Genomic DNA, 20,758 nt, shown 5'->3' with positions numbered 1-20,758 from the left:
GAAATCCTCTTGTTGGCCGCTCTTTCGACGCGCGAGGCCATTTGGTCAATCGCGGCCGATCAGTTCCCGAAGTTCAGACAACTCCCATTCGTCATTACGACTGAAGGGAAGCAGCGGGCGAAGCGCGGCGAAACCGGTGCGGCTCATGGATTGCCGCATCGCCTCCAGTTGAGCGAACTGGTCGCGGAACCGTTGCCGCTGTTCCGGCGCGATGTGCCGGTCGCCGTCCTGCAGTTCGCGCTCCGCGGCCAGCACCAGCTCCGTCTTCAGCATGCAATAGGCGCGGATCCGCTCCGCCTCCTGCCCACTGACCCGCCGCGCCAGTGCCGCGATGCGTCGGCCGCTTGTGTCGTCGGGAAATCTGCCACTCTTCCACGCCGCCAGCATCATCTCATGAATGGTGCATTCCTCCGCCAACCAGTTCTGCGCCTCGCTCTCTCCAAAACGAAGCAGCGCCAAAAGGCAGAACGGAGCCAATACCAACGTCACCATCATCACCAGCATCGGCCGATCGGGAAAGTAATTGAATGCCAGATGGATCAGGCTGGCGGTCAGATAGCCTGGGACGAACCACAGCGGGTTCAGCCGGAACGCCGCGCCCGCCCTTCGCGCTGATCGCTCGCCCAGTTCATGCGCGACCGCGGCCATGATCGCCGCAGTGGTCCCGTGCATGATTGCAGTGCCTAGTCCGCGGACCATCCACACCGGCGCAGCCAGTTCCGGATAACGGGTGAGGTAGAAGATGTTCTCCACCACCGAAAAGCCCGCGCCGATGGCAAAACCGGAGATGACCGCGTCGAGCTTGAAGCCTATGCGGTTTCCCGCAAATAGCAGGATGACCGCCATCAGCTTCAACATTTCCTCAGTCCATGGCGCGACCATCCGGCTGTAAAAGGAAAAGCCCATCGGCAGCTGGTCGAGCACCGCCCCGCTAACCGGCCACGCGGCCAGCGCCGTCGCGCCGCCGAGCAGCAGCAGCCCGGCCATCTCGCGAACCGACATCAGCTTGAACACGTCGAGCCAAGCGAACAGCGCGGCCATCAAGAGCACTGGCATCAGGGCCAGCGACCAATCGATAATATCCGCGATCGTCACGCCACCACGCCTACATGATTTTCAACGAGGCCATCCATTCGGTCGCGCCGTCGATGTCCTTGTCGCCGAAGCCGCGCGCTACGCCGACCGAGAAGACCATCGGCAAGCGCATGGCGACCGTGAACGCGAAATCGAGTTGGGCGCCGATATCATTCAGGCGGTAGTTTCGCCCCGACGGCGCCTCGACCAGCAGCGACCCCACGAATACTGCCGGCCGCGCAAAGGTCAGGAAAAATGCCGGTGTCCCGACTTCTGCGAATCGGATCGGCGGTAGGTTCAATTCTCCAGTCACCTTGGCGAACCTGCGCGCGGCAATCTGGTCGATGGCAAAGCCCGGAAAGCTTTCCAGCTCCCGGTAGCGCTTCTCGGGCCGATTATCGAAATAGTTGTTGCGGAAACTGCCAAGGTAGAAGGCACCAAGCGGACTTTCCGGCGGCCCGCCAACCAGGCCACCGTGGGCATAGATCCAGGCGCTGCTGTTGCCCCATGGCAGAGGTACACCATAGTCGATGCCCGCCGCGAAATGCGGATAGGTTTTGCCGAGCGCATGGTCGGTGCCGCCGATCACCCGCCAAGCAATGCCCTTCTCGTGATCGACCCCGCCCAGCGAGTTGCGGGTGTTGGTGTAGCGCAACCCTGCTTCCGTCGAGAAGATGTTTTCAGGGCTGAGCACATTCTGCGCGCCCGGCAGCTGCTCAAGCCCTCGATAGAGCGTCGCGTTGGCGAACAAATCGAGCTGCCGTGGCGGATCGAAAATCACCGTCTTGTTGTAGCCGACGCTGAATGCATCACCCTTGCGGCTTCTAAGCACCGGTCCGCCAAGGTCGTAAACGTCGGCATCGTTGTGCCAGTAGCGCAGCTTCCAGTTAAGGGTGCGATATTCGACATCCGCATGCAGGCGCTCATCGGTCGGGAGATCGCCGAATGGCGAAACACTAACTGTCGCGCTCAGCTGGTGGAACTGCATTGGGTCTTCGAACTGGACATAGTAACCGATCGCGGGCTTCCGCTTGTAACCCTCGATCACTGGGTATGCGGCAGCGAGCTTCATCCGTCCGGTCGCATGATACATGCCGCGCCGGTGAGTGCGTCCGTCGATGTCGACTTTTGCGGGCGTACCGACGCCCCAATCCTTCAGTTCTGGATGCGCCTTGACGACCTTCGTTCCGAGAAATTCGACGGTGCCCAGGTCTTGCTGCACCTGCGGGCTGATAAACGATGGGTTCAACCCCTGCCCGGTATATTCGTAGACCAACAACCGTCCGTCCGGCCGCACGATTGGCCGGAAGAAACCTGTCGACGCATTGCTCAGAACGTCATATTTCTTCGACGCAATATCGAACCTGAAAACATTCGATACGCCGGTGTAGTAGCTGCTGCCGTACAAGGACTTTCCGTCGGGAGAGAAGGTGAAGCCTTCTGGGATCGATGGAGGCAGGTCGAGCCGGGCTACCTCCTCCAGACCCCCGCCTCCTTCGAGCGCGGCCAGATTCCAGATGCGCACCGACTGCGTGCCGTTGATCTCGCCCAAGCTGGCGGAAATCATCGAGGCATCCGGCGAGATATCGAGGTCGAACGGTGTCAGTCCATATTCGAACGTATAGACTTGATTGAACCCGCCGTAGGGCGGCGGAACTCGGACGATCGTCGCATAGCCATTCTGGTGCCGGACGCCCCAAATCGACTTGTCGCGCGGGTTGACAACGAGATCACCTATTCTTGCGTCGCGTAACAGCATCCGTTTCCGGCGGGTATCGACATCGATTTCGATGAGATCGCGATAGGCCCGGTTGTCGTCGACATAATAGGCTTTTCGGGTATCGGGGTCGAACGCTAGGCTGGTCACGAAATAGAGCATCATGCCCTTGATCTCGGACAGCTTGCGCAGCTTGCCGGTGGCCAGATCCATCGTGCCTACAAATCCGATCTCACCCGGATAGCGGAAAGCGGCAATGAGTTGGTTGTTTCGCTCATCGACGAAGCCGCGAGACATCGAGCCGAGGCCGCGGGAGCTAAGGTGTTGCACCTCGGTGAGCGGATAGGTTGACAGCCGGTTCAGGTTATCGCGCTGGAACAGACGTTCCCAAGCCTGCCAATCGTCCCAGGCATCGTCGAGCCGCTTGCCGAATACTCGCCGAAACTGGGTCGCGTAGAAGGCAGCGCTTCCTTCATCCCGGCGAAGCCACTCCATGACCTTTGCGGGTCCATAGGTCAGCGCTAGCCAAGAAAAGAAGCGTGTTCCGTAAAGATAGTCATTCGCCCCTATCTGGAAGTCGATCGCGATCCCCTCGCTTTCGAGTCCTAGCGGCGAATAGAGCTTGTCCTTGTCGCGGATCTTCGCCCGGAAGACCATCTCGTCATAGCCGCCCTGCGCCCGCCCGAGCCCACCTGCCATCCAAGTCTCGAAGAAAACTGCCGCGCCTTCAGCATACCAGCGCGGCACATTGTCGCGAGGTGTGGTGAGGTAGTGATAAAGGATTGATTCCGGGTGTTCCTGGATCGGCATCGGCTTGCCGCCAAGGGTCCTGCGCCAGAAGGCGTCCTTCTGGTTCCACGCATCCAGCGTCGCGACATGGGCCAGCTCATGGTTGATCAGAGTAAAAAAGCGTTCGCCAGGCGTGAACGTCTCCATCCGCTGCGACAGCGGCGCGACGTCCAGCAATACCGAATTGTTCGGGGACGAGCGCGCTGCCGCGTTTCCATAGTCGCTGAAGTCCTTAATGAGCACCGTCGTCCGGTCCCACGGCGTCCAGTTTAATCGCTCCTTGTGCCAGTCAATGGCGTTTTCGAACGCCCGGCCGACGTAGGGCGTCAGGTAGGTCTGCGTCGGGTCGAAGTAGAGCAATAGCTGGTTGTCGGTCTCGATTGTCGACAGCGGAATGCCGGAAACGCTAGGCTTCACATGTTCGGTTTTTTCCGGCTGGGGCGGCGGCGTCACGCCAAGCACAGGCGCCTGACTATCTTCAACGGCTGGCGGCCGGGGCTCCGTTGGCGGGACTTCAAGATTGGCTTGGGCAAGAGCCCCTGTCGCCGTTCCGCACAGGGCGAGCGCTATCAATCGCCCGCTCCAGCGCATCTCGCGACGTGCGCTCCCCCTCATCACCCCCCTTTCGGACCAACATGCGGCCCGCCGACGCTAACTCGACGACAGGCTGGACGCGAAGCTTGCGTTGCGCATTGCCGCCGAGAAGGCCGGATTGGCTGCGAGCGCCTGAAACTGGTGAACCTGTCCCAACGAATTGAAGGCGTTCGCGTTACGGGCCAGCAGTTGCAGAGCGCTCGCATTGCGAGCAACCGCGGCGAAAGCCTGCGGCTGCGCCGACATCGCGGCAAACGCCTGCGGATGGGCCGCCATCGCTTGCATCGCCCGGGCATTAAGCTGGCCTTGCGATGCCAGCCGAGCGGCGGCGGCGGATGCATTGAACGCCTGCGCGGCGCGCGCCGAAGCCGACAGCGCCTGTGCATTAACGGACAAAGCGCGGAAAGCGGCCGCGTTGGCCGACATGGCCTCGAGCGCCTGTGCATTGGCTGCGGCGTTAAATGCTTGTGCATTCGCGGCCAGTGACGCGAAAGCATCTGCATTGGCGGCGATCGCACTGAATGCGCTGGCGTTAGCCGAGATTGCTGACATCGCCTTTGCGTCAGCGGCGAGAGCTTTGAACGCTTCGGCATTGGCCGACATCGCCGACATCGCAGAAGGGTTGGCAGCCGCCTTCTGAAAGGCCGACGCATTGTTTGCGAACCTGGAGAATGCGTTCGCATTGGCTGCAATCGCCGCGAAAGCCTTTGGATGCGCTGCGAGAGCCGCGAACGCCTGTGGATTTCCGGCCATTGCCGCAAACGCCTTCGGCTGCATCGACATAGCCTGATAGGCTGCCGAATGCTGCGACATCGCCGCTGCCACCTGGCTGCTTAGAGCAGACCGTGCACTTGAGCTGAATGCGCTCGCCGCTTTGGCGGCTGCCGCAAGTGCCTGCGCATTGGCCGACAGCGCCTTGAAGGCCTCGGCATTGGCGGCCACTGCCGCGAACGCTTGGGAATCGCGCCCAATCGCCGACATGGCTTTGGCGTCGACGGCAAGTTGTTTGAACGCCGCCGCATGGCCTGCCATCGCGGCGGAAGCCGAGGGGTTGGCCGCTGCCTTCTGGAACGCCAACGCATTATTTGCGAAGCTGGCGAAGGCAGATGGATTGGCCGCAATCGCGGCAAATGCTTGCGGGTGCGCCGCCAGCGCGTTGAACGCACTACTATGCGCCGACATGGCCGAGAACGCTTGGCTTTGAGCGGCACTTGCACTCCGGGCCGCAGAGGAGACTGCTTGCGCCGCGCTCAGGGTCGCCGCGAATGCCTGCGGATTTGCGGCGAGAGCCGTGAAGGCCTGAGGGTTGGCAGCGATTGCGGCCATCGCCTGGCTGTTTTGCGCGAGTTGCGCGAAATTGGGATCAGCCGCCAGCGCCCGAAATGTCGGATTCTTCGACATCACCTCGAACGCGTCGGTCTGCATCAGCTTTGGAATAGCCGTATCGCCCAGCATGACGTCGCCGGCACCGATCTGGCTCGACACGTAGCGTTCTGCCGGGGCCACTGTACCTGCCGTCGGGCCAAGTGGTGGATAGACCCGCCCTAGCCCATAGGCAGCTGCGGCCACCGCCAAGACGGCCGCTCCACTCACCAGAAATTTGCGATTGCTACGCGCACTACCGTTCAGCTGTAAGGTAGCCATGGCTCGCCCCCGATGCGATGCGATGCGATAAGCGACGGCTAGGTAAATGGTAAATTAACACAAGTCAAATGGCTATGGGTTAAGTTGTTGATTCAAATACATAAACTTTGCTGGGCAATAACGTCGTGTTCGCAATTCAATGGCAACAACCTGTCATCGACTCGGCTGATCTGAACCTTTCGCCACCCTCGGGCTTTCATGACGCCGAAGGAGCTCGCGAATGGCAGTTCGACAGCATTGGCCGGAGCGGCTTTGGCTCGTCCGGCACGGACAAAGTCAGGGCAATGTCGCGCGGGATGCCGCGCATGAGGCCGGCCTCTCCGTCATCGATCTTGACCTGCGCGACGTGGATGTCCCGCTTAGCGAGCTTGGCCACCGACAAGCAGAAGCCACCGGGCACTGGTTTGCTGGCCTGCCTGAGGCGGAAAAACCCGAAGTGTTGCTCTCATCCCCTTATGTCCGTTCGCGGCAGACCGCCGAAGCGATTTGCGCGGCTGGCGGACTTTGCGGTGGTGCCAAGCCGACGATCCTCGATGAACGGCTGCGTGAGCGCGAATTCGGTGTGTTTGACGGACTGACCACGCTCGGCATTCGCGAGAAATATCCGGAAGAGGCCTCCCACCGTTCCAAGATGGGGAAATTCTACCATCGCCCGCCGGGCGGAGAGAGCTGGGCAGACGTGATCCTGCGGCTCCGCTCGATGCTTAACACAATCAACCTTCATTACGCCGACAAGCGAGTCTTGGTGGTCGCGCACCAAGTGGTCGTGCTGTGTATGCGCTACATACTGGAGGAACTGACCGAAGGGCAGATCCTGGCGATCGACAGGCAGGCCGAAATCCTCAACTGCGGCATCTGCGCATACGATTTCGAACCGAACGAGCAATCGCTGTGCGTCCCGACGCTGGCGCTTTGGAATCATGGCGCGCCCCTCGATGCGGAGGGCACGCTCAAGACCGCGGAACCGGACATGATGACGGGGTCGCGATGACGCTGCCCGATCCGCTCGACCGGAATTTGCTCAACTCATTTCCGCTACCGACGATCCGAGGCGGCGACAAAGATAGCCACGGCACCATCCTGATCATCGCCGGATCGCGCGACGTGCCCGGCGCCGCGCTGCTTGCGGCCCACGGGGCGATGCGCGCTGGAGCTGGCAAGCTGCAGATCGCTTGCCCGGATGCGGTTGCGGTTCCCCTCGGCGTTGCCATGCCGGAAGCGATGGTCGTCGGCCATGCAACGCATCGCGATGGCGGGTTCGCTACATCGTCGATCGGACCGCTGGCGCAGCTTGCGAATCAGGCCGACGCGGTCGTGGCCGGCCCCGGACTCGAAGCGAACAACGCCGCCGCGCCGCTCGGCCGGGAACTGCTCGCACTGGACAAGCCGATGGCGCTAGATGCGGCGATGCTGCACGTCCTGCCTGACTGCGAGGCAGAGGTGCGCCGGACATCTGTCCCCCCGATTCTGCTGCCGCATTCGGGTGAGATGGCGAGCCTGTTGGGCTGTCGACCAGAGGACATCGAATCGGAACCGCTCGCAGCTGGCCGCCGATGCGCCAAACGTTACCGAGCGTTCGTCCTTGTTAAAGGCGTCGAAAGCCATGCTGTCGCGCCCGATGGGCGGGCGTGGAAATATCGCGGCGGCGGGCCAGGGCTCGGGGTTTCCGGATCTGGCGATACTTTGGCCGGAATTGCCGGCGGATTGCTTGCCCGGGGCGCAGAACCTCTTAACGCCCTCCTTTGGGCGGTCTGGCTCCACGGTGAAGCAGGCCGCGCCTTGTCGGACCGGGTCGGGCCGCTGGGCTTCCTGGCGCGGGAAATTCCGGGCGAAGTGCCGGCCCTTCTTCCACATTAGGCATCCGACCGCCCGTCCAGTTCGTCGCCGGCAATTTTCACAACGTGGATTACATTGGTCGATCCACTGGTCTTGAATGGCACGCCCGCCATGATAACCATCCGGTCGCCGGTTACAGCAAGGCGATGGCGCAGCGCCATGCGCTTGGCCTTGCCGACCATTTCTTCGAAGCTGGAAACATCGCGCGTGTGGACCGCGTGCACGCCCCACTGCAGGCCCAGCCGTCGCGCGACTGTCAGGCTGGCGGTCATGGCCAGCGTGGGCACCGCCGCCCGCTCCCGTGCGATGCGCCGCGCGGTTGACCCCGAGGAGGTGTAGCAGGCCATTGCACGTGCCGAGAGGATGCGCACGATCTGCGCCGCGCTTTCGGAGAGCGCGTCGGCAGTCGTCGCTTCGGCCGGTGTTTCGGTGAAGTGCATCCGCGCGGCATAGACCGGATCCGCTTCGACGCTTCGGCCGATCTTGTCCATCATCTGGACCGCCTCGACTGGATAATTGCCCGCGGCGCTCTCGGCCGAGAGCATGACCGCGTCTGCGCCTTCGTAGATCGCATTGGCTACGTCGCTGACTTCGGCTCGCGTCGGCGTCGGCGAAACAATCATTGATTCCAGCATTTGCGTCGCGACAACCACCGGCTTGCCAGCTTGTCGCGCCGCGGCGACAATTCGGTTCTGCGCCGGCGGTACGCCTTCGGGCGGAAGCTCGACGCCGAGATCGCCGCGCGCGACCATCACCGCGTCGGCTAGTTCCAATAACTCTTCCAGCCGCTCTAGCGCCTGCGGCTTTTCGATTTTCGCGAGGAGCGCGGCCTTCTCGCCGACCAGCTCGCGCGCCTCGGCCAGATCCTCTGGCCGCTGGACGAAGGATAGGGCGATATAATCCGCTCCCTGCTCCAGCGCGAAATCGAGATCGCTCCGGTCTTTCTTGGTCAACGCGGGGATTGGCACGACCACGTCGGGAACGTTGACGCCCTTGTTGTTCGACACTTTTCCGCCGACGACCACTTCCGCCTCAATTCGCGCGTCGTCGACCGAAAGGGCCTTCAGCCGCACCTTGCCATCGTCGATTAGCAATCGATCGCCAGCCTTCAGCGTCGCGAACAGTTCCGGATGTGGCAGCTGGACGCGGGTCTCGTCACCGAGTGCGCGGTCGTCGTCCAAGACGAAGCGCTGGCCTGTTTGCACTATTGCCGATCCGCCCTTGAATTTGCCGACCCGAAGCTTCGGTCCCTGCAAATCGAAAAGAATGGTGGTCGGCCGATGTAGCGACTTCTCAAGTTCGCGAATAATTTCGACCAGCCGAGCCTTTTCCGACTGCTCGCCATGGCTCATGTTGATGCGAAAAGCGTCTGCGCCGGCTTCCATCAGCGCGCGGATCATCTCGGGACTAGACGAAGCCGGTCCCAGCGTCGCCAGGACCTTCACCTTGCGCGCCCTTGGCCTCAGCATCGTCACCCTATCCGACTCCCGTCCTCATGTTGCCGCCCCGCCATAGCGGCTGGCTGTTACGGTTCAACCGGGTTGAGGCGAGCCGGGCGCTCGCCTAGGGAACCGCCTCGTTATTCAAACATCAAACCGGATTCGAAAGGTCGACCTAAATGAGCGAAGGCAATGTCGCGGCGGAACAACTGCGGCTGTTCATCGAGCGCATCGAGCGTCTTGAGGAGGAAAAGAAGGGCATCGCCGACGACGTGAAGGACGTCTATGCGGAGGCCAAAGCCAATGGTTACGACACGAAGACCATGCGCAAGATCGTCGCCCTCCGCCGGATGGAAGCTCACGCTCGCCAGGAAGCCGACGCCTTGCTCGAAACCTATCGCAACGCGCTGGGCCTCGCCTGACTCAGCATCAAGGGGAGTCGCCGATGATCCTGACCACCACGCCAACCGTCGAAGGCCGTCCGATCCGGACACACCTGGGCATCGTCACGGGCGAAGTGATCGTCGGTGCTAACATCTTCTCCGACCTTTTCGCCTCCGTCCGCGACATCGTAGGCGGCCGGTCCGGCGCCTATGAAAATGCGCTGCGCGACGCGCGCAATCAAGCGCTGGCCGAGTTGCAGGCCGAGGCCGCCGACCTTGGCGCCGACGCGGTGGTCGCGGTTGACCTCGATTATGAAGTGCTTGGCAAGGCGGGCTCGATGCTCATGGTCTCTGCCAGCGGCACCGCCGTAAAACTGGGATAAACATACCGATGGCAGGCCATTCCAAATTCAAGAATATCATGCACCGCAAGGGCGCTCAGGACAAGAAGCGCTCGGCGATGTTTTCCAAACTCAGCCGCGAAATCACGGTCGCGGCGAAGATGGGCATGCCAGATCCGGACATGAACCCGCGCCTCCGCGCTGCCGTCCTGGCCGCCAAGGCGCAGTCGATGCCGAAGGACAACATTCAGCGCGCGATCGACAAGGCCTCGACAGGCGACACGGAGAATTACGAGGAAATCCGCTACGAAGGCTTTGGCCCGGGGGGCGTCTCCCTGATCGTCGAGGCATTATCGGACAACCGCAACCGCACTGCGACCAACGTCCGAACCGCTTTCTCCAAGAACGGCGGCAATTTGGGTGCCTCCGGCTCGGTCAGCCACGGCTTCGACCGCATGGGCCTCATCGAATATCAGGGTAGCGTTGGCGATGCCGACAAAGTTCTAGAAGCCGCGATCGACGCGGGCGCGGACGATGTACAGAGCGACGAGGAGGGACATGAGATCTGGACCTCGGTGGATTCGCTCCACGAAGTAGCCAAGGCCCTTGAAGGGTCACTCGGCGAGGCGGAAGCGGTAAAGCTCGCCTGGAAGCCGCAGACCCCGGTCGACGTCGCGGGTGACGATGTCGCGACGCTGATGAAGCTGATCGACACGCTCGAAGAAGACGATGACGTTCAAACTGTCTGGGGCAACTACGAGATCTCGGATGCCGAGTTGGAGAAGCTGGGCTGATCCTCGTCCTCGGCCTCGATCCCGGCCTTGGCACGACCGGCTGGGGTCTCATCAGAGCCGAAGGCAACCGTCTGAGCCATGTCGCCAATGGACAGCTCAGGACGAACGCGGCCGAACCGCTGCCCCGGCGGCTCGCGTACCTCGCTAGCCAGTTGGAGGCTCTGATCGCCGACCGCGCGCCCCAGGCCGCGGCCGCCGAGGAGGTGTTCGTCAACAAGAATCCTCAATCGACTCTGAAGTTGGGTCAGGCGCGCGGCGTCGTTCTGATGACCGCCGCCAAGGCCGGAATTGAGGTGGGAGAATATGCGCCGACCTTGGTAAAAAAAGCCGTCGTTGGCACTGGCGCAGCCGACAAGGCGCAGGTCCATGCGATGGTAAGACGGCTTTTGCCCGGCGCGGAAATCGCCGGGCCCGACGCTGCCGATGCATTGGCCGTAGCCATCACCCACGCGCACCATTTGGCGACGGCACGCCGGACCTAGGCTACATGTCCACGCGATGCAGCGTTTCCTGGTAAAGGAGGTGGCGGTTACCTTGGTCGATCCGACACCCGCCCGGGCGGCGATATAGGCAGATGCGATCGCGGGCTCCCCCCATGCATTCCAGCTTTTGCCAAATTCCGCCTGGTCCGGGGTCTTGTTCCCATGCAAGCGCGGCGTTGAACCCGCTGGCCGCAATACCTGGAGTCGCTAGCGACTGCTGGCCAGTCGGTCGGAGCAGGAACACTGGTTTTGGCTCGTGCAGCAGCGAATAGCCGAACAGCGAATATTGCTTTCGCGGAACGGCAATGCCACAAACTTTAGGATTGCTGAGTGCCGCTGCTGCAAGCCGCGAAGGATCGCCGCTCTTTCGCCAGTCCAGTTGATAGGTCGGTGTTAAGCCAAGCGCCAAGGACGCCGCCCCCCATGCCAGCACGAGAGTTGTCGTAAATACTTTTCCAGACGCTACGCGCCAGCCGTGCCGTTCTGCGAGGAGGTGAAGCAGGTTCACCGACCCCATGGCCGCCACCAGCAGCACGATGTGCATCGACAACCAGAGGTAGCGATACTCCTTGTGGCCGATGAGTTGGTGGACCAGAATGTTGACCAGTGCCGCGATCATAAGCGCACGGTTTTCGCGCCAAGCCAGAGCAGCCAGCGGAACGATAATGAACAGGGCCCATTTCCAGTATGCGATGACGGCCTGCGCATAGGTCCAGTGGCTGACACCCCCGATACGCTTCATCCGCCCTTCGACAATGTTCTGCTGATAGTTGGTGACGATCCATTGGTAGGGAGAAAGGCCCATGGCGATGTCGATAGCAGCTCCGCCAATCACGACAGGCAGGCCGCCGATGATGAGACCTTTCCATAGGCGCAGGTCCTTGCCGGCGATCATGATGCCGTAAGCGGCTATCGCCGGACCGAACTGGAAGCGCATGAGGCCTGCAAGCGCCATCAACACACCGGCGGCGGCGATTGCCGACATTCGCGCGTTCGCATGGAGCAGGGCAGCAGCGGTCAGGAAGCAGGCGACGGCCAAGCTTTCGCTCAGCGTCTGGACGGAGAAGTAAACGCATTCGACCCAGATGGCGGCGACCGCCATGGCGACAATCGCATGCTGCCGCGACAGGCGGGCCCCCAGATACCACGCGGCAACGACTGGCGTGAAGTTCAGAAGCGCGATCATCGCACGGGGCAGGACCAAGTAAAGCGTACCGCCGGGATTGAGCCATTCGCCCAGCGCCATAGGCGGGACGAGCATCAACGGAATTAGCCAGCTCCGAATGAAGTAGCGAAACTCCCACGGAACAACGCCATAGCCAAAGACGATCCGGTGAGCCTGCTCGAGATACTGGATCGTCTCGTCGGGATGGTGAGCCGAATAGGCGTTGAAGGCGACAATTCGCAGGACGACGGCCATCGCCAGCAGTCCCCAGAACCACAGGCGCGCATTGCCCGGCGTGTCGGGTTTTTCCCCCATGGTGGTAGTCATGGACACACCAATGGGCGGCCGCAATTAAGATTTCGTCAGCGCGAGTCCCCCTCGACATGTCAGAAAGCACACGGCAATCCAGCGTTATGAATATCTGCCCGGCGCCCGCCATCCTGTCGAACCGGTTCCAGTCGCGATGATCGCACGATTGACGGGTAAGCTCGCCGAAACCGCCAGCGACCATGCCGTCATCGACGTCAACGGCGTCGGCTATTTCGTCCTGGCGTCCGCTCGCACGCTTGACGCTTTGGGTGCGGTCGGCACGCACGTCATGCTCCTGACGGAACTGCAGGTGCGCGAGGACAGCATGACGTTGTTCGCTTTCGGCTCGGCAGGCGAGCGTGAGGCATTCCGCCAACTCACAAGCGTCCAAGGCGTCGGCGGCCGCGTCGCGCTGGCGATCCTGTCAGTGCTTGATCCGTTCGAACTTGCCGCAGCCATCTCTCGCGGTGACAAGGCGATGGTCGCCCGCGCCAACGGTGTCGGCCCGAAGCTGGCGCAGCGCATCGTCAATGAGCTTGCCGGAAAGATAGGCAGCCCCGCCCTCGCCGGAGTGGCCGGCAGTCCGACACCGCGAAGCGGCGCAGCCGCTGACGCGCTGAGCGCCCTCGCCAACCTAGGCTTCAAGCCCGCAGAGGCGAGTGCGGCCGTAGCCGCGGCGAACGAGGAACTGGGCGAAGGCGCGACACTGGATGCGCTGGTCCGGCTCGCTTTGAGAAAGGCGGCGAAATGATCACCCGCAATGCGTCGTGCCGGTGCGGGCAGCTTCGAGCCACCGTGACCGGAGATCCCATACGTGTATCGGTTTGCCACTGCCTGAACTGCAAGAAGCGCAGCGGGAGCGCCTTTGCCGTGCAGGCCCGCTGGCCTTTGGCGCAGGTCCGCCTCGACGGTCAGTCAAAGTGCCACAAGCAGGTTTCCGACAGCGGAAACTGGGGAATGTTCCATTTTTGCCCCGATTGCGGTTCCGACGTCTACTACAAGAATGACGGCCCGACGGTAGACGCAAAATTCGCCAGCTTGGTCGCTATCCCGCTCGGCACCTTCGACGACCCCTATTCCCTCAGTCCCGCCTTCTCGGTCTGGGAAGAGCGCAAGCATGACTGGGTCGAGATCGTCGGCGACGGAATCGAGCGCGACTGATCAGCTGCGCCAGGCATCCTTGTACACGCGCACCACCAACCCGCATGAAACCCACTGTCCTACGCCCGAACAAATGTGCAACATGGCCGCGATGATTGCGCGTTCGCTCCGAATAACCCCACCGGCCCGGTTGCTCGCTGAACGCGCCGCGTCGGGACGTGCCGCGACTTTCCGAGCTCGAAATGGCCGCTGATCCGGAACGAATCACAACACCGGAACGGACCGCCGAGGATGCCGATGCGGCGCTCCGGCCCAAGTCGCTGGACGAGTTTGTCGGCCAGCAGGCGGCGCGGGAGAACCTTCGCGTCTTCGTAAACGCGGCGCGCGCGCGCGGCGAGGCGCTAGACCATGTACTGTTCTTTGGGCCGCCGGGTCTGGGCAAGACGACGCTGGCCGGAATTCTCGCTCGGGAAATGGGCGTCGGCTTCCGTGCAACCAGCGGCCCGGTCATTGCCAAGTCGGGCGACCTTGCCGCGCTGTTGACCAACCTGGAGGACGGCGACGTCCTGTTCATCGATGAAATCCATCGTCTCAATCCGGCGGTCGAGGAAGTGCTTTACCCCGCGATGGAGGACCGAGCGCTCGACATTATGATCGGTGAGGGGCCATCCGCCCGTTCGGTGCGGATCGACCTTCCCAAATTCACACTTGTCGGCGCCACCACCCGGCAGGGGCTGCTTACTACGCCACTTCGCGACCGCTTCGGTATCCCGGTCCGCCTGAACTTCTACACGGTCGACGAATTGGCACGGGTCGTGCGCCGCGCCGCGCGCCTGCTGGGCGCCCCGACCACGGCGGAGGGGGAGCATGAGATCGCTCGCCGCAGCCGGGGGACGCCGCGTATCGCTGGCCGCCTGCTTCGCCGCGTCCGCGACTTCTCCCATGCCGCCGGCTCCGACACGATCGACGAGGGCGTCGCCGACCGGGCGCTCGACCGGCTCGAGATCGACCATCTCGGACTAGACGCGATGGACCGCCGCTATCTGATGATGATTGCCGACCTTTATGGCGGCGGGCCAGTCGGCATCGAAACGCTTGCCGCCGGACTCAGCGAGCCTCGCGACACGCTGGAGGATGTCGTCGAACCTTACCTCATTCAGCTCGGCCTAATCGCCCGGACGGCACGGGGGCGTTGCCTCAACGGGCGCGGCTGGATCCACCTTGGCCTCAATCCGCCTGCGGGGTCGCAATCGGGCCTGTTCGATCCGGAGAGTAAATGATGCTGTTGCTTGCTGCTGCCTCGCTGTTCGCCGTTCAGGCTGCCGCCACTTCGCCCGCTCCCGACTATTCGAAGCCCGCGACCTGGCTGTGCCTACCGGGCCGGTCCGATGTCTGCAGCACGCCGCTGCCGACGACCGCACTCAATCCCAACGGCTATGGCTCGACCGGCCGGTCGGTGGTTGCCGCCAATCCGGCCGTCGATTGCTTCATCGTCTATCCGACGGTCAGCCGCGACGCAGGAATGAACAGCGATCTCAATCCTGGTGACGGCGAGGAAAAGGCGTCAATCACCAGCCAGTTCGCGCGCTTCGCGGGGGCCTGCCGCACGTTCGCGCCAGTTTATCGCTCGATGACCCTCGGTGCGGTGGCGGCCGCCGCCGCTGGTGCGGATGTCACAGCTCCGGCGATCAGGGCCTATGGCGACGTGCGCGCGGCGTGGAAGGAATATCTGGCCAAGCACAACAAGGGCCGCCCCTACGTCCTGATTGGCCACAGCCAAGGCTCGCTGATGCTCCAGCAACTCCTTGCGAATGAAATCGAAGGCAAGCCCGAGGCGAGGCGATTGAAGTTTGCCATCATCCCCGGCTTCAACGTGTTCGTTCCGCACGGCAAGCTGGTTGGCGGCACCTTTAAGTCCACTCCGATCTGCAACAAGCCGGGCCAGACCGGCTGCGTCATGACCTGGGTGAGCTTCCGCGAGAAGAATGCGCCGCCCGCGGGCGCCTTGTTTGGGATCGCCGACAAGCCGGGAATGACCGTCGCCTGCACCAACCCCGCCCGCCCGGGTGCAACGGGTTGGGTTCCGCTCGACAGCTACTGGAATGCCCGCTCGGTCCTGCCCGTGCCCGGCGGCCCGATTAGCTGGTCAACCGAAGGTGCGCCGCCCTCGCAGTTCCTGCGCACCGAAGGCCTGGTGTCCGCGCGCTGCCTCAACGAGGGTCCGCGCGGTTATCTCTCGATCCGAACCAATGCCGACCCCAGCGATAAGCGCACCGACCGCATTGGCGGCGAAGTGGGCGCGCTGGGCATGTTCATGCCCGGCTGGGGCATGCATCTGGCCGACATCAGCGCCCCGCAGGGCGACCTCGTCCGACAGGTCGCCGATCTTAATGGCAGGTCGCCCACGGGCAGCGGCCAACCGCGCTAGGCGCTCCGCTCAACCGCCAAGGGTTGCCCCGCGCGCCGCCCAATGGTTAAGGCGGGGGTGATGGATCCATCGCCTTACGATCACCCTTATCGCGGCGGTTTCGTCGGCAAGGAGCACCGCTTCGCGCTGACGGTCTTTTTCGAAGACACCGACACTGCCGGGATCGTCTACCACGCCAATTACCTTCGCTTTTTCGAGCGGGCGCGGTCGGACATGCTTCGCGCCGCCGGCATCGACCAGCGGGCGGCAATCGATGCTGGCTTGGGTGCTTACGCGGTGAGCGAAATGGCCATCAAATGGCGCCGGCCCGCGCGGCTGGATGATGACCTAGTCGTGATCAGCCGGGTGACCGAAGTGCGGAATGCTTCCTGTTCCATTCATCAACGAGTCATGCGCGGCGACGAAATCTTGGCCGAGGCGACGGTGACCGCGGCCCTCCTCACCCCGGAGGGACGGCCCCGTCGCCAACCGGCCGACTGGATCGAGCGCTTTCGCTCCATTGAGCAAAAAGGACATTAATGCCGATCGTCGAACCATCCGCCGACCTGATGTCGCCGCTGAACCTGTTCTTGCAGGCGGACATCGTCGTCAAACTCGTCATGCTGGGGCTGCTGGCTGCCAGTGTCTGGACTTGGGCGATTATCTTTACGCACGCCATCCGCCTGAAGCGCATCAACCGGCAGACCGATTCTTTCGAAAAGGATTTCTGGGCGGCAAAGGATATCGACGCCTTCCATGCCCGGCGCAGTGAGGAGAAGCTGCCCATCGCGGTCGTCATGTCGGCCGCGCTGGACGAATGGCGGCGCTCAACCAATACCGCGATAGTTGATCGCGCCGGTACGCGCGAACGCCTCGCAAGCCGAATGAACGCCGCGGTTGCCGCTGAGGTCGACCGGCTCGGCGATCGTCTGAACATTCTTGCCACGGTCGGGTCGGTCGCGCCGTTCGTCGGCCTGTTCGGCACTGTTTGGGGCATCATGCGCAGCTTCACCGCCATCGCCGGCGCCAACAACACATCGCTGGCGGTCGTCGCGCCCGGCATCGCCGAAGCTCTGTTCGCAACGGCCATCGGCCTGTTCGCGGCCATTCCGGCAGTCATCGCCTATAACCGGCTGACCCATGGCCTCGACCGGCTGGAGGCCAAGCTTGGCCGCTTCTCCGACCGGTTCCATGCGACGCTGAGCCGTGAGCTCGAGGTCGAGATAGCGACGGGTCACTGATGGGCGCCAACCTCCCCTCCTCCTCCCGTCACGGCCGCCGCAGGGCGCCGATGTCCGAAATCAACGTCACTCCGCTAGTCGACGTGATGCTGGTGCTGTTGATCATCTTCATGGTGACTGCACCCCTGCTTGTAGCCGGCGTACCGATTGACCTGCCCGAAAGCCGGGCGGGCGCGCTCGACCAGCAGGCTAAGCCGGTCCAGGTCGCGATCGACCGCCAGGGCGCGATCACCATCGACGACGCCCCCGTTACGGAGGCCGAGCTGCCATCGCGGTTCGCTCAGATCGCCGCCGAACCGCAGCCGGAAGAAGGACGGCGCATCTACCTACGGGCCGATCGCAGTCTTGATTACGGACGCGTGATGCGCGTGATGGGCGAGCTGAACCGCGCCGGATTGAACCGTGTCGCTCTCGTGTCGGTGGGCCCCGAAGGCCAATGAAGATGGACCGGGCAGAGCTGATCGGGACGGGCGCGGCGCTTGCGTTTCATGTCGCGCTTATCGGCGCGCTAACTCTCAGTCTTGCCCAAGTGCACTCGACGCCGGAACCGCCCTCCATGGAGGTTGAGTTCGTCGACGAAGTCGGCCTGGAGTCCACGGCGCCTACCAGCATCGCGACGCCGCCACCCGTCGCACAAGCGCCGGAGACCGGACCGGCCGAGCCGAACGTTGTGCCGCCGCCGCCGACGCCCGTACCACTCCCGCAACCGCGCATTACTCCCGCGCCTCAGCGTCCAGCGCCTGCAGTCAGGCCGGCTCCGCCGCGCCAAACGAAGCCCGCGCCCGCCAAGCCCGCTCCGTCGCGCCCGGCGCCGCGCGTTTCGCGCATCGGTGACGATTTCCTCAAGGGCATTGAAAGCGACGACCTTTCGCCGCGATCTGGACCAGCAAAGCCGGCTGCTCCGGCCTACAATGCCACGGCCCGCGCCAGTATTGGCCAGTCGATTATCCGACAGGCCCAGCGTTGTGCGAACCGCCAGCCCTTCCTGGGCGAGGGAGCAAACAAGGTCCGCCTGACGGTCAACCTCAAGCTAAACCGTTCGGGCCGCCTTGCCCGTCCGCCGGCGATTCTCGGTACCCGCGGCGATGCCGACGACGTCGCCAAATATGGCGACCTTCTTGAGGACCAGGTCCGCCGGATATTCGCCGAATGCTCTCCCTTCCGCCTCCCGGCCGACCTGTATGACACGCCGAACGGCGGCTGGAACGACTTCACCTTCACCTACAGGGTAGATTGAACCATGCGCACCATCCTCGCGACCTTGCTGATCGGTATCGCCAGCGCCGCCCTGGCGCAGGACGAGCAGGGCGAAGTGCCCGAACTGGTCGGCGGCAGCGTCAAGACGGCGCAGACCATCGCAGTGCCGGAAATGTCGTCGGGCGATGCGACCGGCCGCCAGATTGCGGAAGTGATCGCGTCCGATCTTCGCGGCACCGGCCTGTTCACGCCGCTGGGACCGTCCGGCGTACCAGGCTACTCGCAGGCGGAGGCCGGCAATCCCAACTACCCCTCATGGCGGAATGCCGGCGTCTCCGCGCTCGTATCGGGCTATGTCGAGCCGCGCCCCGACGGGCGAATGACCGTAGCGTGCTACCTGCATGACGTCACCGCAGGCCGCCAGCTGGCTCAGCAGGGCTTTGCCGTGTCGCCCAGCGATTGGCGGCGTGCGGCACATAGATGTGCCGACATGGTCTATTCGCGCCTGTCAGGGCAGCAGCCCTACCTGGACACCAAGGTGGTCTACGTCGCGGAAACCGGCCCTAAGAATAACCGGGTGAAACGAGTTGCTATCATGGACAGCGACGGGAGCAACCATCGGTACCTTACGGTCGGCCGCAATACAGTCGTTACGCCTCGATTCAGCCCGCGCGGCGATAAACTGGTCTACACCGCCTACATCGGCCGACGCCCGCGCGTGCTGCTGTTCGATGTCGCCAGCGGGCAGGAACGGCTGCTCATCCCGGGCAATCACATCACGTTCGCGCCGCGCTTTTCGCCGGACGGCCGTGATATCGTCTTCTCGATGGCCAATGGCGGCAACACCGACATTTACATCGTGTCGACCAGCGGAGGCGCGCCACGCCAGCTGACGGTGACACCAGGCGCGGACACCTCGCCGAGCTTCTCGCCTGATGGCCGCCAGATCGTGTTCGAAAGCGATCGGTCCGGCACCCAGCAGCTTTATGTCATGAACCGCGACGGCTCCGGCCAGCGACGGATCAGCTTCGGCGGAGGGCGCTACGCTTCGCCGGTGTGGAGTCCGACCGGCAACATGATCGCCTTCACCAAGATCGCCGGGCCGTTCCGGGTCGGTGTCATGTCCGCGGGCGGCGGTGGCGAGCGCATCCTCACCAACGGCTGGCAGGACGAGGGTCCAAGTTGGGCGCCAAACGGCCAGTTCGTCATGTTTCACCGCACGCAGCAGGGGTCGGGCACCGCACGGCTTTATGCCGTGCCGGTCGGCGGCGGATCGGCGCGGCTGATGCCGACCCCAGTCGGCGGCTCGGACCCAAGCTGGTCGCCACTCAACAATTAAACAGGGATTTCAAGGAGTAGATCGTATGAAAAAGTCCATCCTGATCGGCATGACAGCCGTCGCCTTGACCCTAGGCGCCTGCGGCCGCAAGACGCCGCCCGCGGAAGTGCCGCCGGTCGAACAGCCGCCAGCGACCGACCCCAACTCGACCGATCCCAACTCACTGGAAGTTGTCGAACTTCCCGCGCTGCAGGCCGACCTCGTCGCAAAGGCCGGCTCGGACACCATCTATTTCGGGACGGACGAATATTCGCTCGACGATGCGTCGAAGGCCACGCTCGCCGCTCAGGCGCAGTGGATGTTGGCCAATCCCAATGTCCGGGCGTCAATCGAAGGCCATGCCGACGAACGCGGCACTCGCGAATATAACCAGGCGCTTGGTGAGCGCCGGGCCAATGCGGCGCGTGACTTCCTGCTGTCGCAGGGTGTGCCGGCGGCCCGCTTGGTGGTCACCAGCTGGGGCAAGGAACGACCAGTGGCGCTCGGCTCCAACGAGGAAGCCTGGGCCCAGAACCGTCGCGCGGTGACGGTGATTATTCGATAAGCTGGGCCGGAGACCCGGCACGCTCCACGCGTGTCGGGCTTCGCCTGTCGATTAGGCGGCGTAGCGCTGGTGGCTCGGATGTCCCAGCCATGCGCGCGCCTGGCGTTGCGCTTCGGCGATTTCCCGGGCCGTCATCTCGATCGAGATTTCGGCGCGACAAGCCTGGCTGCGGGTGTCTCCCGACAGCGCGGCGAGGTTGAACCATTTGTGCGCTTCGACCAAATCCACCATCACGCCACCGCGGCCTGTAGAGTAGCAGACGCCGAGATCGTAAAGCGCCTCGACATCGCCGCGTTCGGCATCCGCGATCCGGCTGCGGAGGAGGAATTCTGCACCCTTCTGACTAATCGCCATGTAACTTC

The 20,758-nt window shown here is 63.1% G+C and carries 22 protein-coding genes; 16 read left to right on the top strand and 6 right to left on the bottom strand.

Annotated features, from left to right (window positions below; genetic code table 11):
• Positions 1 to 45: 45 nt before the first annotated feature.
• Genes D3M59_RS07130 through D3M59_RS07120 form a run of 3 tightly spaced genes read right to left on the bottom strand, consistent with a single transcriptional unit; the run spans position 46 to position 5,818 of the window.
• Positions 46 to 1,095 (bottom strand): PrsW family glutamic-type intramembrane protease, encoded by a 1,050-nt coding sequence (locus D3M59_RS07130; protein ID WP_119532978.1) that lies wholly within the window; start codon positions 1,093 to 1,095, stop codon positions 46 to 48.
• 10 nt (positions 1,096 to 1,105) lie between these two features.
• Positions 1,106 to 4,195, bottom strand: a complete 3,090-nt coding sequence (locus tag D3M59_RS07125; RefSeq protein WP_119532977.1) for a TolB-like translocation protein — start codon at positions 4,193 to 4,195, stop codon at positions 1,106 to 1,108.
• A gap of 36 nt (positions 4,196 to 4,231) precedes the next feature.
• Positions 4,232 to 5,818, bottom strand: a complete 1,587-nt coding sequence (locus D3M59_RS07120) for a hypothetical protein (protein WP_147416723.1) — start codon at positions 5,816 to 5,818, stop codon at positions 4,232 to 4,234.
• A gap of 220 nt (positions 5,819 to 6,038) precedes the next feature.
• On the opposite strand from D3M59_RS07120, the gene D3M59_RS07115 reads away from it, so the two are divergent.
• Together D3M59_RS07115 and D3M59_RS07110 are read left to right on the top strand one after the other, a co-directional pair.
• Complete coding sequence (locus D3M59_RS07115) at positions 6,039 to 6,809, top strand: histidine phosphatase family protein (RefSeq protein WP_119532975.1); 771 nt, start codon at positions 6,039 to 6,041, stop codon at positions 6,807 to 6,809.
• Positions 6,806 to 7,675: an NAD(P)H-hydrate dehydratase gene (locus D3M59_RS07110; RefSeq protein WP_119532974.1), complete on the top strand. Its 870-nt coding sequence runs from the start codon at positions 6,806 to 6,808 to the stop codon at positions 7,673 to 7,675. Before D3M59_RS07115 ends, D3M59_RS07110 begins: the two co-directional genes overlap by 4 nt.
• Here D3M59_RS07110 and pyk read toward each other — a convergent pair.
• Positions 7,672 to 9,123 carry a pyruvate kinase gene (gene pyk, locus D3M59_RS07105; RefSeq protein ID WP_119532973.1) on the bottom strand — a complete coding sequence of 484 codons (1,452 nt, stop codon included), beginning with the start codon at positions 9,121 to 9,123 and terminating at the stop codon, positions 7,672 to 7,674. The genes D3M59_RS07110 and pyk overlap by 4 nt on opposite strands.
• A gap of 149 nt (positions 9,124 to 9,272) precedes the next feature.
• On the opposite strand from pyk, the gene D3M59_RS07100 reads away from it, so the two are divergent.
• The 4 genes from D3M59_RS07100 to ruvC are packed head-to-tail and all read left to right on the top strand — an operon-like array spanning position 9,273 to position 11,093.
• The gene (locus D3M59_RS07100; RefSeq protein ID WP_119532972.1) at positions 9,273 to 9,515 is read left to right on the top strand and encodes a DUF2312 domain-containing protein; all 243 of its coding nucleotides are present in this window, start codon (positions 9,273 to 9,275) and stop codon (positions 9,513 to 9,515) included.
• A 23-nt stretch (positions 9,516 to 9,538) separates the two neighbouring features.
• Positions 9,539 to 9,859, top strand: a complete 321-nt coding sequence (locus D3M59_RS07095) for a heavy metal-binding domain-containing protein (protein ID WP_119532971.1) — start codon at positions 9,539 to 9,541, stop codon at positions 9,857 to 9,859.
• Between the two features lie 8 nt (positions 9,860 to 9,867).
• Complete coding sequence (locus D3M59_RS07090) at positions 9,868 to 10,611, top strand: YebC/PmpR family DNA-binding transcriptional regulator (protein WP_119532970.1); 744 nt, start codon at positions 9,868 to 9,870, stop codon at positions 10,609 to 10,611.
• Positions 10,611 to 11,093 carry a crossover junction endodeoxyribonuclease RuvC gene (gene ruvC, locus D3M59_RS07085; protein WP_119532969.1) on the top strand — a complete coding sequence of 161 codons (483 nt, stop codon included), beginning with the start codon at positions 10,611 to 10,613 and terminating at the stop codon, positions 11,091 to 11,093. The genes D3M59_RS07090 and ruvC overlap by 1 nt, the downstream gene beginning before the upstream one ends.
• A gap of 1 nt (position 11,094) precedes the next feature.
• Here the strand turns inward: ruvC and D3M59_RS07080 are convergent, their stop codons facing one another.
• Positions 11,095 to 12,585, bottom strand: coding sequence for a glycosyltransferase family protein (locus D3M59_RS07080; protein ID WP_119532968.1), 1,491 nt, complete (start codon positions 12,583 to 12,585; stop codon positions 11,095 to 11,097).
• A gap of 136 nt (positions 12,586 to 12,721) precedes the next feature.
• Here D3M59_RS07080 and ruvA point away from each other — a divergent pair, with 136 nt between their 5' ends.
• From ruvA to pal, 10 genes are all read left to right on the top strand, one after another.
• Positions 12,722 to 13,318, top strand: a complete 597-nt coding sequence (gene ruvA / locus D3M59_RS07075; protein ID WP_119532967.1) for a Holliday junction branch migration protein RuvA — start codon at positions 12,722 to 12,724, stop codon at positions 13,316 to 13,318.
• The gene (locus D3M59_RS07070; RefSeq protein WP_119532966.1) at positions 13,315 to 13,728 is read left to right on the top strand and encodes a GFA family protein; all 414 of its coding nucleotides are present in this window, start codon (positions 13,315 to 13,317) and stop codon (positions 13,726 to 13,728) included. Before ruvA ends, D3M59_RS07070 begins: the two co-directional genes overlap by 4 nt.
• A gap of 182 nt (positions 13,729 to 13,910) precedes the next feature.
• Positions 13,911 to 14,948, top strand: a complete 1,038-nt coding sequence (gene ruvB, locus D3M59_RS07065) for a Holliday junction branch migration DNA helicase RuvB (protein ID WP_119532965.1) — start codon at positions 13,911 to 13,913, stop codon at positions 14,946 to 14,948.
• Positions 14,945 to 16,096 carry a DUF3089 domain-containing protein gene (locus D3M59_RS07060; RefSeq protein ID WP_119532964.1) on the top strand — a complete coding sequence of 384 codons (1,152 nt, stop codon included), beginning with the start codon at positions 14,945 to 14,947 and terminating at the stop codon, positions 16,094 to 16,096. The genes ruvB and D3M59_RS07060 overlap by 4 nt, the downstream gene beginning before the upstream one ends.
• A 60-nt stretch (positions 16,097 to 16,156) precedes the next feature.
• A complete protein-coding gene (locus tag D3M59_RS07055; protein ID WP_119532963.1) occupies positions 16,157 to 16,615 on the top strand; it encodes a YbgC/FadM family acyl-CoA thioesterase in 459 nt (152 codons plus the stop codon).
• The gene (tolQ, locus tag D3M59_RS07050; RefSeq protein ID WP_119532962.1) at positions 16,615 to 17,316 is read left to right on the top strand and encodes a protein TolQ; all 702 of its coding nucleotides are present in this window, start codon (positions 16,615 to 16,617) and stop codon (positions 17,314 to 17,316) included. Before D3M59_RS07055 ends, tolQ begins: the two co-directional genes overlap by 1 nt.
• Entirely contained in the window at positions 17,316 to 17,756 is a 441-nt protein-coding gene (gene tolR, locus D3M59_RS07045; protein ID WP_119532961.1) for a protein TolR, read from the top strand. Before tolQ ends, tolR begins: the two co-directional genes overlap by 1 nt.
• A 2-nt stretch (positions 17,757 to 17,758) precedes the next feature.
• Positions 17,759 to 18,553, top strand: a complete 795-nt coding sequence (locus D3M59_RS07040) for a hypothetical protein (protein WP_147416722.1) — start codon at positions 17,759 to 17,761, stop codon at positions 18,551 to 18,553.
• Between the two features lie 3 nt (positions 18,554 to 18,556).
• Entirely contained in the window at positions 18,557 to 19,852 is a 1,296-nt protein-coding gene (tolB, locus tag D3M59_RS07035) for a Tol-Pal system beta propeller repeat protein TolB (protein ID WP_119532959.1), read from the top strand.
• Positions 19,853 to 19,877: 25 nt separating this feature from the next.
• Positions 19,878 to 20,396 carry a peptidoglycan-associated lipoprotein Pal gene (gene pal, locus D3M59_RS07030; protein ID WP_199662446.1) on the top strand — a complete coding sequence of 173 codons (519 nt, stop codon included), beginning with the start codon at positions 19,878 to 19,880 and terminating at the stop codon, positions 20,394 to 20,396.
• A 51-nt stretch (positions 20,397 to 20,447) separates the two neighbouring features.
• On the opposite strand, the gene D3M59_RS07025 is transcribed toward pal, so the two are convergent.
• Complete coding sequence (locus D3M59_RS07025; RefSeq protein WP_119532958.1) at positions 20,448 to 20,750, bottom strand: SEL1-like repeat protein; 303 nt, start codon at positions 20,748 to 20,750, stop codon at positions 20,448 to 20,450.
• Positions 20,751 to 20,758: the final 8 nt, after the last annotated feature.

The organism is Sphingomonas edaphi (assembly GCF_003583725.1).
GTDB classification, from domain to species: Bacteria; Pseudomonadota; Alphaproteobacteria; order Sphingomonadales; family Sphingomonadaceae; genus Sphingomicrobium; species Sphingomicrobium edaphi.
Note: the sequence above shows the minus strand (reverse complement) of the source record. Positions and strands in the feature narration are given on the sequence as shown.

Coding starts and splice junctions, on each gene's coding strand:
- pyk (WP_119532973.1), bottom strand. CDS start 9,123: ATGCTGAGGCCAAGGGCGCGCAAGGTGAAGGTCCTGGCGACGCTGGGA.
- D3M59_RS07070 (WP_119532966.1), top strand. CDS start 13,315: ATGATCACCCGCAATGCGTCGTGCCGGTGCGGGCAGCTTCGAGCCACC.
- tolB (WP_119532959.1), top strand. CDS start 18,557: ATGCGCACCATCCTCGCGACCTTGCTGATCGGTATCGCCAGCGCCGCC.
- tolQ (WP_119532962.1), top strand. CDS start 16,615: ATGCCGATCGTCGAACCATCCGCCGACCTGATGTCGCCGCTGAACCTG.
- ruvB (WP_119532965.1), top strand. CDS start 13,911: ATGGCCGCTGATCCGGAACGAATCACAACACCGGAACGGACCGCCGAG.
- ruvA (WP_119532967.1), top strand. CDS start 12,722: ATGATCGCACGATTGACGGGTAAGCTCGCCGAAACCGCCAGCGACCAT.
- D3M59_RS07060 (WP_119532964.1), top strand. CDS start 14,945: ATGATGCTGTTGCTTGCTGCTGCCTCGCTGTTCGCCGTTCAGGCTGCC.
- D3M59_RS07080 (WP_119532968.1), bottom strand. CDS start 12,585: ATGACTACCACCATGGGGGAAAAACCCGACACGCCGGGCAATGCGCGC.
- D3M59_RS07120 (WP_147416723.1), bottom strand. CDS start 5,818: ATGGCTACCTTACAGCTGAACGGTAGTGCGCGTAGCAATCGCAAATTT.
- D3M59_RS07025 (WP_119532958.1), bottom strand. CDS start 20,750: ATGGCGATTAGTCAGAAGGGTGCAGAATTCCTCCTCCGCAGCCGGATC.
- D3M59_RS07115 (WP_119532975.1), top strand. CDS start 6,039: ATGGCAGTTCGACAGCATTGGCCGGAGCGGCTTTGGCTCGTCCGGCAC.
- pal (WP_199662446.1), top strand. CDS start 19,878: ATGAAAAAGTCCATCCTGATCGGCATGACAGCCGTCGCCTTGACCCTA.
- D3M59_RS07110 (WP_119532974.1), top strand. CDS start 6,806: ATGACGCTGCCCGATCCGCTCGACCGGAATTTGCTCAACTCATTTCCG.
- D3M59_RS07100 (WP_119532972.1), top strand. CDS start 9,273: ATGAGCGAAGGCAATGTCGCGGCGGAACAACTGCGGCTGTTCATCGAG.
- D3M59_RS07095 (WP_119532971.1), top strand. CDS start 9,539: ATGATCCTGACCACCACGCCAACCGTCGAAGGCCGTCCGATCCGGACA.
- D3M59_RS07090 (WP_119532970.1), top strand. CDS start 9,868: ATGGCAGGCCATTCCAAATTCAAGAATATCATGCACCGCAAGGGCGCT.
- tolR (WP_119532961.1), top strand. CDS start 17,316: ATGGGCGCCAACCTCCCCTCCTCCTCCCGTCACGGCCGCCGCAGGGCG.
- D3M59_RS07125 (WP_119532977.1), bottom strand. CDS start 4,195: ATGAGGGGGAGCGCACGTCGCGAGATGCGCTGGAGCGGGCGATTGATA.
- D3M59_RS07040 (WP_147416722.1), top strand. CDS start 17,759: ATGGACCGGGCAGAGCTGATCGGGACGGGCGCGGCGCTTGCGTTTCAT.
- D3M59_RS07055 (WP_119532963.1), top strand. CDS start 16,157: ATGGATCCATCGCCTTACGATCACCCTTATCGCGGCGGTTTCGTCGGC.